Raw genomic sequence first — 12,667 nt, 5'->3', positions numbered from 1 at the left:
CCCCTTGGCCCCCTTGGTCTTCTTGGCCCCCTTCTTGCCCCTGGCCACGATCATGTCGGTCAGCAGGGCCGTTCCCGGGGCGAGTGCGGCCCAGGTCGCGCCGTGCCAGGAGAGGAAGGCGATCGCCGAGGTGGGGAACTTGGTGCGCACGTCGTCCAGCGCGTCGTCCAGGGCGTCACCGGCCAGGTCGAGGACCAGCTCCTCCAGGCCCGGGTTGTGGCCGACGAGCAGCAGGGTCCGCACCCGGTCGGGGGTCTCGTGCACCACGTCCAGCAACTCGGGCACCTCGGCCGCGTAGACCCGCGCCTCGTGCCGTACGGGCGGTGGCGTGCCCCACTCCGCCGCGGCCAGTTCCCACGTCTGCCGTGCCCGTACGGCCGTGGAGCACACGGCCAGGTCGGGCAGGCAGTCCGCCTCGGCGAGGGCCCGTCCGACGGCGGGGGCGTCACGGCGGCCCCGGGGGGCCAGGGGCCGCTCGTGGTCGGGGACACCCACCGGCCAGGCGGACTTGGCGTGCCGCAGGACGATCAGTCTGCGCAGCGGGCCCGCTTTGGCGCGCGCCTTCATGCCGATGCTCCGATCTGCCGGGTGAGCTCCAGTCCGAGGAGCCGGTCGGCGTAGGCGTACGTCTCGAACCGCGCCCCGTCCGGTACGTCCGGCGCGCCCTCCACGTCCCGCAGTACGTCGAGCACCGCGCGTACGTCCAGGTCGTCCTCCCAGGCGGCGCGCAGGGCCTGCCGTACGGGCTCGGGGACCGGCCGTGACGGTCGCGTCGCCCACGCCGCCACCGCCGTGCGCCAGTGGTCGAGCGTGTCGGCGGCCTCGGTGAGCGCGGTGGCGTCGAGGGTCGCGGGTGTCCGGCGAGGGTGGGTGAGCAGGGCGAGCCGGAGGGTGGTGCCCGACGCGGCGGGCGCCTCGGTGCCACGTACCGGGGCGACCTCGACCGTGATGTCGGTGTCGGGGCCCTCGGCGTCGTCCGCGCGGACGGAACCGTCATCGGAGCCGTCACCGGAGCCCTGACCGGAACCGTCACCGGAGCCGTCGGCGTGGTCGGGGCGCCTCGGCTTCGACTCCCCCGAGCCGGTCACGCGCAGCACGCGTTGTCCGCCCCTCGTCGCGGTGGTCTCGTTCGGCCGGACGCCGAGGTCGTCGGCGCGCCGCCGCAGTTCGGCGGGTGGGTCGGCGACGAGGAGGACGGGGCTCCCGCTCAGTTCCAGGGCACGGGCGAGGACGTCGGCGACCAGCAGGACCCGCAGGGCCGAGGTGTCGTCCCCCGGTACATGGGCGTGGACGCGGGTCAGCGCCCTGCGGATCTCGGCGGGTTCGCCGCTTCGGGCGTCGGTGATACGCAGCACGGGGTGAGCGTAGGCGGGGAAACGGCCGGACGCAGTGCGGAGGACGGCCTTCCGGTGCGCGAGCCGCCATGAACGCACCAGTGAGGGGCCGGGCGCCGGGAATCGCCGGACACCGCACGCTGTTGGGGCAGACAGGCCCCGCCGGGCGTCTCGTACGGACAGACGGCCAGACGGACGGACGGACGGCCAGACGGACGGCTCGTGCGGACAGACGGACAGACGGACAGACGGACAGACGGACAGAGGAGACGGCACATGTACGGCGACCCCGCCACGATCCGCAAGATCCTGACGGAACTCGGCGACACCTGGGCGGTCGTCGGCCTGTCCACCAACCGTGAACGGGCGGCGTACGGCGTCGCGCAGGTCCTCCAGCGCTACGGCAAACGCGTCGTCCCGGTGCACCCCAAGGCCGAGTCGGTCCACGGCGAGCAGGGCTACGCCTCCCTCTCCGACATCCCCTTCCCCGTGGACGTCGTCGACGTCTTCGTCAACAGCGAGCTCGCCGGACCCGTCGCCGACGAGGCGGCCCGCATCGGTGCCGGGGCGGTCTGGTTCCAGCTGGGTGTGGTCGACGAGGACGCCTACCACCGCACCCGCGAGGCCGGCCTGGAGATGGTCATGGACCGCTGCCCGGCGATCGAGATCCCCCGCCTGGGCTGACGCCGCCGGACGGTAACGGACGCGGCCCGCGCGTGGGAGCAACGGGGCCGCGGCACATCGGGCTTTGCCGGGTGTCGCACGGGGGTGCGACACTGGGCCGCTGCGGAATCGGCGGAGCATACGGGGGCGTGATGGGCCAGGCGGTGACCGCGGCCATGCTGCGGGTGGCGGATGTGCACAAGACCTACGGACGGGGTGCCGGCGCCGTGCACGCGCTGCGCGGCGTCTCCTTCGAGGTCCCTCAGGGGGAACTCGTCGCGCTGAAAGGACGCTCGGGCTCGGGCAAGACCACTCTGCTCAACATCGTCGGCGGTCTGGACGAACCGGACAGCGGCCGCGTCACCATCGACGGTCTGCACCTCGGTGACCAGGGTGAGGACGCCCTCCTCGCGCTGCGCCGGGAGCGCATCGGCTTCGTCTTCCAGTCGTTCGGGCTCATCCCCATCCTCACGGCCGCCGAGAACGTGGGCGTGCCGCTGCGTCTGCGCAGGGCGGACCCGCGCGAGCGGCGGGAGCGCGTGGAACTGCTGCTGTCCCTCGTGGGGCTCGCGGACCATGCGGCGCAGCGGCCGGGCGAGTTGTCGGGCGGGCAGCGCCAGCGGGTCGCCATCGCCCGTGCCCTGGCCAACAGTCCCTCGATCCTCATCGCCGACGAGCCGACCGGCCAGTTGGACGCGGAGACCGGGCACTCCGTGATGGAACTGCTGCGCGCGGTCGTCCGCAGCGAACGGATCACGGCTCTCGTGGCCACCCATGACTCGACGCTCCTCGACCTCGCCGATCGCGTGCTGGAGCTGAAGGACGGCGAGATCACCGAGTCCTGAGGGTGTGTCTCAGGGCCCCGGCTGTTCCCCGGCGGAATTCGAGCCGCGACGGGCGTCGTGGGCGTCACGGGCGTCGCGGGCGTTGTGAGTGTCGCGGGCGTCGTCCGGGCGGACGGCGATGTGGTCGGGTTCCAGTTCCAGGGCGACGCGGTCGCGCATCCCCAGGGCGCGGGTGTACTCGGCGGGGAGTTGGAGACGGCCGGCGCGGTCGAGCATGGCGTACTCGCGGGCGACCAGGTTCTCCTGGCCGGTGGCGGAGTCGACCTCGCTGTGGCGCAGGACCTCCGTCGCCGTGCGCCCGTCCCGGATGGCGACCGTACGGCGGACCTCATCGGCAACGGACTGGTCGTGGGTGACGATCACGATGGTCGTCCCCAGCTCCTCGTTGGCGGTGCGGAAGGCCGCGAAGACCTGTTCGGCGGTGTGGGAGTCGAGTTCGCCGGTGGGCTCGTCGGCGAGCAGCACCGCGGGGTCGTTGGCGAGGGCTACGGCGAGGGCGACGCGCTGCTGCTGGCCGCCGGACATCTCGTGCGGTCGCCGGTCCCGGCACGCGGCGACGTCCAGCAGGTCGAGCAGTTCCATGGAGCGCTCGGCCCGGGCTCGGCGTCCGCCTCGGACGCGGGCCAACTGCAGGGGCAGGGCGACGTTCTGCGCGGCGGTCAGATAGGGCAGGAGATTGGCGGAGGTCTGCTGCCGGACGAAGCCGACGGTCCTGCGGCGGTAGGCGAGTCGTTCCTTGGCGGACATCGTGACCAGGTCGTGGTCGGCGACGCGGGTCGCGCCGGCGGTGGGTCTGTCCAGTCCCGCGAGGATGTTCATGAGGGTGGACTTGCCGCTGCCCGAGGCGCCGACCAGGGCCAGGAGTTCCCCCTTGCGCACGAGGAGGTCGAGACCCTGCAATGCCTGCACCTCCACGCCGTCGGCGGTGAAGATCCGCACCAGGCGGTCGCAGCTGATCAGGGCGTCCTGGCCGTAGGCGGCGGCGTCGCGCGCGGCGAGGGCACGGTCGGCGAGCTCGTGGAAGGTCGGGCTGCTGGTCATCGGCTGCTCCTGGGCGGTCGGAGGGACACGGGCCGGTGGCGGAGTGGGCTTGGTCGCGGGGGTCTGCGCACGGTCGGAAGGGCTCTAGGTGTCACCGAGCCGCAGTTCGCGCACCGAGCCACGTCGGCTGGTCCACCAGGCCTGGCCGGCGGGCACCCCGACGGCCAGGAGCTGCACGGCGAGCGCCGGAACCGCCAGCGAGAGCGGATCGGTGCGCAGCACGGCCCCTTCCACAGCGGACGGGGATGCCAGGGCGATGGCCGTGAGGTCCACACCGGGTGACAGCAGCTGGATGGCGACCCAGCCGGTCAGCACGCCGCCGGCCGCGGCCAGGAACGCCTGGGGGAGGGCCGTGAGGATCAGCAGTCGGCGGCCCTGGGCCCGGGTCATGCCCATCGTGCGCAACCGGGCGAGGAGGGCACCGCGTTCGGGCGCGGTGCGCAGCACGGTCAGCACGAGCGCGAGGATCGCGTACCCGGCGCCCGCGGCGACGGCGACGGCGTAGAGGCGTTCCGCGCCGGACTGGAGCGGTGACTCGACGTGCCGTGTACGTTCCTCGGCGCGCAGCCGGACGGTCGCCGCGGTGCCGTCCGCCGCCGAGCGCAGCGCCCGGCCGTTCAGCGCGTCACCGGTCAGCAGCAGCGTCGTCGTACGCGCCGCGACCCGGGGAAGGCCGGCCCGGTCCACGATCAGGAAGTCGTCACCGGCCACGGCCGGGGTGCGGTCCCGGACCAGGACGATGCGGACGGTGACGGAGGTGCCGTCCGGGAGCAGGACGGAGTAGGGGCCGGTGCCGTACTCGTCGGCCACGCGGGGTGAGGCCAGCGCGGGCAGGGGCCGGTCGGCACCGTCCGTCGTCGCGCCGTCCGTCGTCGCGCCGTCCGTCGTCCCGGCGTCCGTCGTGGCGCCGCCCGCCGTCGCGCCGCCCGCCGTCCCGGCATCCGTCGTCCCGGCATCCGTCCGCCGGAGGCTCGCCGCGTCGAACGCGCCCATGCCCGTGTGGTGCGAGAGCCGGGCGTACGCCCCGGGGTCCACGGCGGCCAGCGGCACCAGCTGACTGCCTTGTTCCGGCTTCGCGTCGTAGGTGACGTGCGCTTCCGTCATGTCCTGCACGCCGGACAGTCGGCGGACGCGGTCGGGCAGGCCCCGGGGGAGTTCGCCCGTGGTGGTCTCGATACGGCCGTCCGCGCCCACTTCGTGGAGGGCGGCCTGGTCGCGGGCCGCCGTGACGCCCGCCAGGACCGAGCCGCCGAACGCGGCCGTGGTCAGGGCGCTGAGCAGGGCGAGGAGGGGCAGGACGGCGAAGCCGGGGGCGCGGGCCACCTGGGCCAGCGACAGGGGGACGACCAGACCGCGCAAGCGCGTCGTCGCCCTGCTCAGCGCACGGAGTGGCAGGGGGTGGAGGCGTGCCAGGAGCAGCGCCGCGACCACGCCCGTCAGCAGCGGGGCGGCGGCCACCAGAGAGGTGCTGCCGGATCCCTGGCGGCGCAGTGCGGCGACCGCCCCCACCGCGATCACCAGGACGGTCAGTTCCGCCACCGTTCGGCGCCGCGACGGCCGGGCGGCGGCGAGGTCCTCCCGCCCGTCGTGCATCCGTACCGTGCGGTGGGCCACCACGGCGCGCACGGGGAGCGCGAGGCAGGCGAGCAGGGTGACGGCGAGGGCGGTGGCGACCGCGGGCGCGGTGCGGGCACCGGGCAGGACGAGCAGTGCGGCGGTCAGGCCGAGGGCGCCGGCGGGCACAGCCACCGTCGCCGTCTCCGCCAGCAGCCGAACGGCCAGGCCGGACAGTGAGGCACCACGGGCACGCAGCAGGGCCAGCTCCGCGCGCCTGCGATCGGCCGCCACGCCGCCGGCCATGGTCAGGACGATCACGGCGAGGCTGCCGGTGCCAACGGCGGCGAGGAGCAGCAGCGGGTCGATCCCCGACCGGAGTCGGGCGTGGTCCGCGAGGACCTCGTCGAGATTGGTCTGGGCCTCCAGGCCGGCGTCCACGACCGTCCGCAGGCGCTGCACCCCCGGCCCCGACTCCAGGGCGGCCACGGCGGACGCCAGCCGGTCGAGGTCGTGGCCGCGCAGGGCGGCGACGTCGGGGGCCACGTGCCAGTACCGCTGCGGGCGGCCGGGAGTGCCCAGGAGGGCCGGGCCGGCGTCGGGGGCGAGGAGCAGGCCACCGAGCCAGTGGACATCCGACGGCGCGAGGTCGGGCCGACGGCTCAGCGCCGGGGTGCGCAGCACCGGCAGGGCCGACCAGTAGGCGCCCTCGGGGGCGCGGGGGACGACGATGCCGGTGATGTGGACGGCGAGCGGGGCACGTCCCGAGCCCGGTACGTGGATGACCGAGCCCACCCGGATGTCGAGCGTGCGGGCGGTCTCCACGGTGACGGCGGCCTCGACCCGCGCGGTCGCCGCGGTCACCGGCGCGCCCGTGGTGCGCGGCAACCGGCCCGCGCTGAGCCGGGTGTGGGAGGCCAGGTCCTGCTGGGCGGCGAGGACCATCTGGGCGGGCCGGCCGCCGGGCTGCGGGAGCCAGGGGTCGGACGCTTCGAGTCCGACGGTGGTGCGCACGCCGTACGACGACTGCGCGGGGTCGGGTACCAGCGGCGCCTCTGCGGTGGCGAGGATCTCGGCCCGCGCCTCGGCCAGCGGACCGGTGCGCAGGGCGGCCTCCAACTCCTCGACCGAGTCCATCCAGGGCAGCGGGACCTGCATCTGCACGGTCGTCTGGTCCGGCAGGGCCTGCTCGACCGCCCGGCGCAGCCCCGCGTCCCCGTACCGGTCGACGGCGCGCGGGTACGCGGCGGCCAGCGCGGCGGTCACGGCCACCAGGAGCGCGAGCGCCACGGACGTACCGGCGAAGGCCCTGAGCCGTGTCCGCAAACCGGCCCCTACATGCCGTGGCACGCCCATCGTCTCCCCGTCCCGAGGGGCCGCCGCCTTCGTCTCCCCGTCCCGAGAGGACACCGCCTTCGACCGCCCGTCCCGAGAGGACACCGCCTTCGTCTCCCCGTCCCGAGAAGACACCGCCTTCGACCGCCCGTCCCGAGGGGGCACCGGCTGCTGGTTCACTGGGGCACCTCGTCCCGAAGAGCCGTCACGGGTTTCGCCCGCCGGAGGGCGAGGATCGCGGTCACGAGGGCGGGGCCCGCCGCGAGGGCCGCCAGCAGGGCGGTGAGACGCAGGAGCGGGAGTTCGACCAGCACCGGCGGGAGCGGCCGGGTGGCCTGCCCGGTCAGGACGACGAGGGGAACCAGCGCGTGCGTCAGCACCGTGCCCAGGGCCGTGCCGACCAGCAGCGCCAGGGTCACCAGGACGCCCTGCTCCACGACGACCAGCCGGGCCAGCCGACGGCGCGGTGTCCCCAGGGCGCGCAGCACGGCGAACTCGGCGTCGCGGCTGCGCATCGCCCCCGCCGCGCTCACCGCGAAGCCGAGGGAGGCGAAGAGCACCGTCACCACCGCCGCCGCGATCAGCGCCGCTTCCGGAGCCGCCCCGAAGGGGTCGTCGCGCAGCTTCGACGCCATCTCGTCGCGCACCGTCACCTGCTCCGGATCGACATCGGGCAGGGCGCGCGCTGCCACCGCGGTGGCAGCGGGCGCGTCCGTGCTCAGCCACCACTCGGTGGGCTTCAGGCTGGTTCCGTACCGGTCCTGGAGCGCCCGGTTGACGGCTCGGAGGTCGACGAACAGGGCCCCGCCGTCCTGGGTGGTGGCCTCCGTCGTGGGCAGGGCACTCGCGGTGCGGACGATACGTACGGGCACGGAACGGCCGTCGAACGACACCTCGACGCGCTGTCCTTCGCGCGCACCGGACGTGCTGAGGAACCGGTCTGTGGCGACCGCGACGACCTCGGGCGCCGCGGGCTGGACGACCTTGAGCCGGACCTCCAGCGGCAGGGCGGCCGGCCGGAGACCGGGCAGCTGGTACCCGGTGTCGTACGTGAGGGTGAGGGGTGCCGTCGACGTGAGCCGGGGCAGCGTCGGCCGGGCGTCGTCCTCGGGCGGGGCGGCGGCCGAGTCGGCCTCGACCGCGGTCGTCCACTTCGTCGGCAGGGTCAGTCGCCGGATGTCGCCGTCGCCCGCTGTCGCCGTGAGCGCGCCGATGACCAGGCGGTGCCGGTCGGGGCCCTCGGTCGGCTGCGGTGTGCTCAGGCGGAGCCCGGTCAACGCCAGCGGGCCCCGGGCGCCGTTCAGATCCGGGGTCAGCCGGTGCTCACGGCCGTCGGCGGGAAGGTGACCGGACGGCAGTTCGTAGGAGGTCCCGTGGCGGTCCCGCACCGTGAGTGTGACGTCCGCCTCGGTCCCGGGCGCGGTGCTGTGCAGGGCGGCGGTCAGGGTGAGCCGGGTGGTGCTCTCGGGTATCCCGATGCCGGAGGGGGCGCCGCGTGGCGCGAGGCCGGCGAGCAGCGGACCGTCCGTCAGATCGGGCCGCGCCAGCACCGCCCTCGCGGCCTCCGTGGTGTTGAGGGCCACGACGGTCGCCTTGCGGCTGCCGGAGAGTGACATCGTGCCGCGGGCCGCGGGGGCGACCGCGTCCACGTGCGGGAGGTCGGCGTAGTCGTCCGTACGGCCCACGACGCCGCCCCCGGAGGCCACGACGCGCACCTCGGCGCCCGCGCGGAAATCGGCCTGGTCGGCCTGGGAACGGCGCCAGGACGCGTCCTGTCCGATCGCCACCACGCCCAGTGCCACGGAGATGACCAGCAGCAGCACCGGACCGGCCCCCCGCATCGGTCGGCGGCTGAACTGCCAGCCGACCATGGCCGCGGTGAGCCCGTGCCCGCGGGTCAGCATCCGCTCGCCGACACGCGCCAGCAAGGGCAGCAGCCTCAGCACCAGGACCGTTCCGGCGAACAGCACCAGGGTGGGCGCCACCACCAGCAGCGGATCGACGCCGAGGACCCCGTCGCGGTCGGCGGTGACGGCACCGGAGTCCTGGCTGCCGAGCAGCCAGAAGGCGACACCGGCGACGGCGAGCAACCCGACGTCCGCCCCGGCCCGCAGCGGTGCGGCCAGCGCCCCCGCCCGCACCGCGACGGTGCCGGCCAAGGCCGCCCGCCACGCCGGGACGGCCACCGCCAGCGCGCACAGCGCGGCCACGCCCGCGGCGACCGCCCACACCTCGGGGCTGCCCCCCGCCGGCACGTCGACGCGCACCCCGGTCCGGCCCAGCGCGCCCTGTTCGGCCAGCAGTCGGGTCAGCGGTCCCGCCAGCAGTGGCGCCACCAGCACCGCCGGCACGGAGACCAGCAGGGCCTCCAGCGCGGCGAGGCCCGCCAGCCGTGCCCGGGTGGCACCGCGCGCACGCAGCAGCCGGGTCTCGCCCATGCGGTCGGAGTCGAGCAACCGTGCGACGAGCAACAGGGCGCAGGCGGCGAGCAGTCCGAGCTGCCCGGCGACGATCAGCATGCCGGCACGTGTGACGAGCAGGGAGCGTTCGACGCGGTCCAGTACCTCGGGCAACGCGGTGTCCGCCGTGGTCGCACTGCTGAGAGCGGGGCGCTCGCGGAGCTCCGCGCTCCCCGAGCGTGCGGCCTCGCGCAGCGGGCCGATCCGCTCCGTCGTCAGCGAGGAGTAGTCGGCCGAGACCAGCCAGCCCGACGCGCCGACGCTCACCCGGCCCGACGTCGGCACTCCCGCGGCGGTGAGCAGGGGCCCGTACGTCGTGTAGCTCGACGCCTTCACGCCGCGGCCGCCCAGGTCGTCCAACTGCCAGTAGGGTGCCCGGGCGTCCGCCGGGCGGTACACGCCGGTGATCAGCACGGGCACCGCCGGGCCGTCCAGCCGGTCGGTGACGGTCAGCCGGGAACCGGGCGCCACCCCGAGCCGCCGGGCGGCGCTCTGCGGCAGGGCGACCTCGACGGGCCCGGGTGCCACCGCCTCACGGGGGAGCCGACCGGCGACGGTTCGCACTTGCGTGCGATCCAGGGCCGCGAAGTACGTGAGGTCCGGATTCCCTCCCCGCTCGGCGGGCGGCCGCAGCGCCCCCGGCAGGGCGTACGGCCCGGACCGCAGCAGCGTGCGTACGCGCACGGGCAGCCCGTCGAAGACGGTTCGGGCGCCGGCCCGCACGGCGTCGTCGGCCGCCTGCCGCTCCTCGGCCGGCACATCGGCCTTGAGCACCAGAGCGGCCTCGGCGGCGGTGCGCTGCTCCGCGAGCGACTTCCGCAGCGCCGCGTCGCCTATCGCTCCCGAGTACGCGGTGAGCGCGGCCAGCACGGCCGTGGTCAGCGACACCGTCAGCAGCACGGCACCGACCAGCGCGCGGTACGCCCATGCTCGCAGCACGATGAAGCGCAGTAAGCCCGCAGGCACCGCTCGTCCCCCCACCGAATCCCCCGTTGTCCAACCACACGGACCGGACGCGAGATGACGTCGGTGGCGTGCGACTGCAAGAGGGCATTGTAGGACTGGCGTTGGTCGTCTCGTGATCGATATCGACGGTTCTTGATGGTCCCGGGATCTCAGTCGTGCGGAACGACCGCCACGGGCACCCCGGCGTGATGCAGCACCGCGTGGGCGACCGGGCCGATGTGCGCCCCCAGCGGCGAACGGCGGACGCGCCGCCCGACGACGACCAGGGAGGCGTCCCGGGACGCCTCCAGCAGATGGTCGGCGGCCTTCCCGCGCCGGGACTCCGCCTCGACCTCGACGGACGGGTGCTCCAGCCGCCAGGGACGCAGTGCGTCACGCAGCCCGGCGTCGTCCATACGGCCCAGGTCGGCATCGAGATCGGCGCCCAGGCCCGGCCTCTCCCGCAGACCGGAGCGGGACGGCGGACTCCAGCCGTGGAGCACGCGCAGTACGGTCCCCCGCACCGCGGCCGCCTCGAACGCGAACCGGATCAGCGATGGGTCCGGGTGCGCGAGGTCCACACCGAGCACGACGGGCCGGAACGGCGCCGCGGTGGCCTGAGACCCGGCCGGACCCGGCGCGTGCTCGTCCGCCGCCCGCTCCCCCGCCCGCACCAGGACGACAGGCCGCTCGGTGTGCGCGACCACGTGTAGCCCCACGGAACCGAGCAGGAAGCCGGCGATCCCGCTCAGTCCACGGGAGCCGAGGACCACCAGCTCGGCCTCCGGAGCCGCCTTCACCAGTTCCTCCGACGCCCGACCCGTCACCTGCTCGACGCCGACGTCCACGCCGGGGTGGCGCAGCCGAATGCCGTCGGCCGCCTCCCGCAGAACCTTCCCGACCCCGGTGCCGCCCTCCCCCTCACGGTCCCGGTTCTCCTCCGCTCCCAGCACCGGCGCCCGCCCCATCGGCTCGGGAACCGGCTCCCAGACGTTGAGCAGCCTCAGCGGCAGTGCGCGCAGCCGTGCCTCCCGGGCCGCCCACTCAGCGGCGGCGAGGCTCTCGCGCGAACCGTCGATGCCCACGGTGACGGTGCGGAACATGGGCGCACCTCCTGAGGTCGAGGCCTGTTTCCAGCATCGCCGCAGGGCGGCGGATCCGCAGGGGCGAGAATCGGACCATGCTGAGAATCGGATCCGTGGTGCTGGGCGCGTCCGACGTGCGTCGGGCGGCGGCGTTCTGGACGGCGGCCCTCGGGTACGTCCCCCGGGAGGAGCCGGAGGACGACTGGGTCGTGCTGGTGCAGCCGCAGGGCGGCGGCGCGCAGATCTCCCTGGGCCGCAGCGAGACCCCGGTGCAGGAGCGGCCGCGGGTGCACCTGGACCTGTACGCGGGGAACGCGGAGGACCGGGCGGCCGAGGTCGAACGGCTCGTCGGCCTCGGAGCACGCCGGGTCGACTGGGACGACTACCCGGAGGACGCCGACTTCGTCGTCCTCGCCGACCCGGAGGGCAACCGCTTCTGCGTGATCGACACCGGCCGGGGGTGACCCGTCACACCGGCAGCAACCGCGTCACCAGTTCCCCGAGCCGCCGCGCGTTCCGGCAGGTGTGCATGTCGACGATCCCGGCGTAGACCGGGGCGGCGGAGTCGCCCACCCCCCAGGTGCTCGGTGTCTCGGGGTTCAGCCAGTGCACGCGCCGGGCCCGGGCCACGATGCGCCGCAGGGCCTCCGCGTTGGGGTCGAACCCGTTGGTGCGGGCGTCCCCGAGCACGATGACCGACGTGCGGGGGCCCACGGCGTCGAGATGGTGCTCGGCGAACTCACCGAGCGCGGCCCCGTAGTCGCTGCTGCCGTGCCAACCGGTGATCGCGGCCTCGGTGGCGATCCGGCGCCCGAGTTCGGCCGGGTCGGCCTGCCCGGTGGTGACGAGGCGGGTGACCTCGTCGACGCGGTTGACGAAGGCGTAGACCCGCACCTTGCTGAACTGGTCCCGCATCGCCTGCACCAGGAGCATCGTGAAGTTCGCGAACCCGGCGACCGACCCGGAGACATCGCAGAGCAGCACGATCTCCGGGCGGGCCGGCCGGTGCCGTCGATGGGCGGGGCGCAGCGGCACGCCGCCGGTGGACAGCGAGCGCCGTAGCGTGCGCCGGATGTCGATCTGGCCGCGCGCGGCCCGGCGCCGCCTGGCGGCCAGCCGGGTCGCGAGCTTACGGGCCAACGGCTGGACGGTACGGCGCAGTTCGACGAGCTGTTCACGGTTGGCAATGAGGAAGTCGACCTGGTCGGCGCTGGGTGCGATACCCCGCTCGGCGATCATCTCCGCGCCGCGGCGCTCGGCGACCCGCCGCCGCGCCTCCGTCCGCACCCGGTCGCGAAACTCCTCGATACGGCGCCGGACCTCGTCGGCGTCCAGCCGCTCGGTGAACCCACCCGAACCGAGCCCGGCCGAGGCGCCCCCTCCCGAGCCGAGCGTGAGCCCCCCAC

General features: G+C 74.8%; 10 protein-coding genes. 3 read left to right on the top strand and 7 right to left on the bottom strand.

Features of this window, described 5'->3' with window-relative positions; translation table 11 throughout:
• Both P1P70_RS29745 and P1P70_RS29740 read right to left on the bottom strand, forming a co-directional pair.
• On the bottom strand, window positions 1–567 hold a 567-nt coding region (locus P1P70_RS29745; protein WP_319243157.1), incomplete at its 3' end, for a histidine phosphatase family protein.
• A complete protein-coding gene (locus P1P70_RS29740; protein ID WP_319243155.1) occupies window positions 564–1,355 on the bottom strand; it encodes a hypothetical protein in 792 nt (263 codons plus the stop codon). The genes P1P70_RS29740 and P1P70_RS29745, both read right to left, overlap by 4 nt.
• Window positions 1,356–1,610: 255 nt before the next feature.
• Here P1P70_RS29740 and P1P70_RS29735 point away from each other — a divergent pair, with 255 nt between their 5' ends.
• Both P1P70_RS29735 and P1P70_RS29730 read left to right on the top strand, forming a co-directional pair.
• Window positions 1,611–2,018 (top strand): CoA-binding protein, encoded by a 408-nt coding sequence (locus P1P70_RS29735; RefSeq protein ID WP_319243153.1) that lies wholly within the window; start codon window positions 1,611–1,613, stop codon window positions 2,016–2,018.
• 131 nt (window positions 2,019–2,149) lie between these two features.
• Window positions 2,150–2,842: an ABC transporter ATP-binding protein gene (locus tag P1P70_RS29730; RefSeq protein WP_319243151.1), complete on the top strand. Its 693-nt coding sequence runs from the start codon at window positions 2,150–2,152 to the stop codon at window positions 2,840–2,842.
• Between the two features lie 9 nt (window positions 2,843–2,851).
• On the opposite strand, the gene P1P70_RS29725 is transcribed toward P1P70_RS29730, so the two are convergent.
• The 4 genes from P1P70_RS29725 to P1P70_RS29710 all read right to left on the bottom strand — a co-directional run bounded on the left by P1P70_RS29725 (window position 2,852) and on the right by P1P70_RS29710 (window position 11,279).
• Entirely contained in the window at window positions 2,852–3,883 is a 1,032-nt protein-coding gene (locus P1P70_RS29725; protein WP_319243148.1) for an ABC transporter ATP-binding protein, read from the bottom strand.
• An 84-nt stretch (window positions 3,884–3,967) separates the two neighbouring features.
• Window positions 3,968–6,793: an ABC transporter permease gene (locus P1P70_RS29720; RefSeq protein WP_319243160.1), complete on the bottom strand. Its 2,826-nt coding sequence runs from the start codon at window positions 6,791–6,793 to the stop codon at window positions 3,968–3,970.
• A gap of 155 nt (window positions 6,794–6,948) precedes the next feature.
• Window positions 6,949–10,197, bottom strand: a complete 3,249-nt coding sequence (locus P1P70_RS29715) for an ABC transporter permease (RefSeq protein ID WP_319243147.1) — start codon at window positions 10,195–10,197, stop codon at window positions 6,949–6,951.
• Between the two features lie 149 nt (window positions 10,198–10,346).
• On the bottom strand, window positions 10,347–11,279 hold the full coding sequence (locus P1P70_RS29710) for a universal stress protein (RefSeq protein WP_319243145.1): 933 nt from the start codon (window positions 11,277–11,279) through the stop codon (window positions 10,347–10,349).
• A 77-nt stretch (window positions 11,280–11,356) separates the two neighbouring features.
• On the opposite strand from P1P70_RS29710, the gene P1P70_RS29705 reads away from it, so the two are divergent.
• Entirely contained in the window at window positions 11,357–11,725 is a 369-nt protein-coding gene (locus P1P70_RS29705; protein ID WP_319243143.1) for a VOC family protein, read from the top strand.
• A 4-nt stretch (window positions 11,726–11,729) separates the two neighbouring features.
• Here P1P70_RS29705 and P1P70_RS29700 read toward each other — a convergent pair.
• Window positions 11,730–12,667 (bottom strand): VWA domain-containing protein (locus P1P70_RS29700; RefSeq protein ID WP_319243140.1); only part of this gene is annotated, 938 nt, incomplete at its 5' end.

The sequence above is a fragment of the Streptomyces sp. MB09-02B genome, assembly GCF_033794485.1.
Classification (GTDB): Bacteria; Actinomycetota; Actinomycetes; order Streptomycetales; family Streptomycetaceae; genus Streptomyces.
The sequence above is the reverse complement of the archived record's forward strand: the minus strand, read 5'-3'. Positions and strand labels throughout refer to the sequence as shown.

Bases quoted from the DNA above. Each gene is read 5' to 3' on its own strand.
- P1P70_RS29735 (WP_319243153.1), top strand. From the start codon at position 1,611: ATGTACGGCGACCCCGCCACGATCCGCAAGATCCTGACGGAACTCGGC.
- P1P70_RS29730 (WP_319243151.1), top strand. From the start codon at position 2,150: ATGGGCCAGGCGGTGACCGCGGCCATGCTGCGGGTGGCGGATGTGCAC.
- P1P70_RS29725 (WP_319243148.1), bottom strand. From the start codon at position 3,883: ATGACCAGCAGCCCGACCTTCCACGAGCTCGCCGACCGTGCCCTCGCC.
- P1P70_RS29720 (WP_319243160.1), bottom strand. From the start codon at position 6,793: ATGGGCGTGCCACGGCATGTAGGGGCCGGTTTGCGGACACGGCTCAGG.
- P1P70_RS29710 (WP_319243145.1), bottom strand. From the start codon at position 11,279: ATGTTCCGCACCGTCACCGTGGGCATCGACGGTTCGCGCGAGAGCCTC.
- P1P70_RS29705 (WP_319243143.1), top strand. From the start codon at position 11,357: ATGCTGAGAATCGGATCCGTGGTGCTGGGCGCGTCCGACGTGCGTCGG.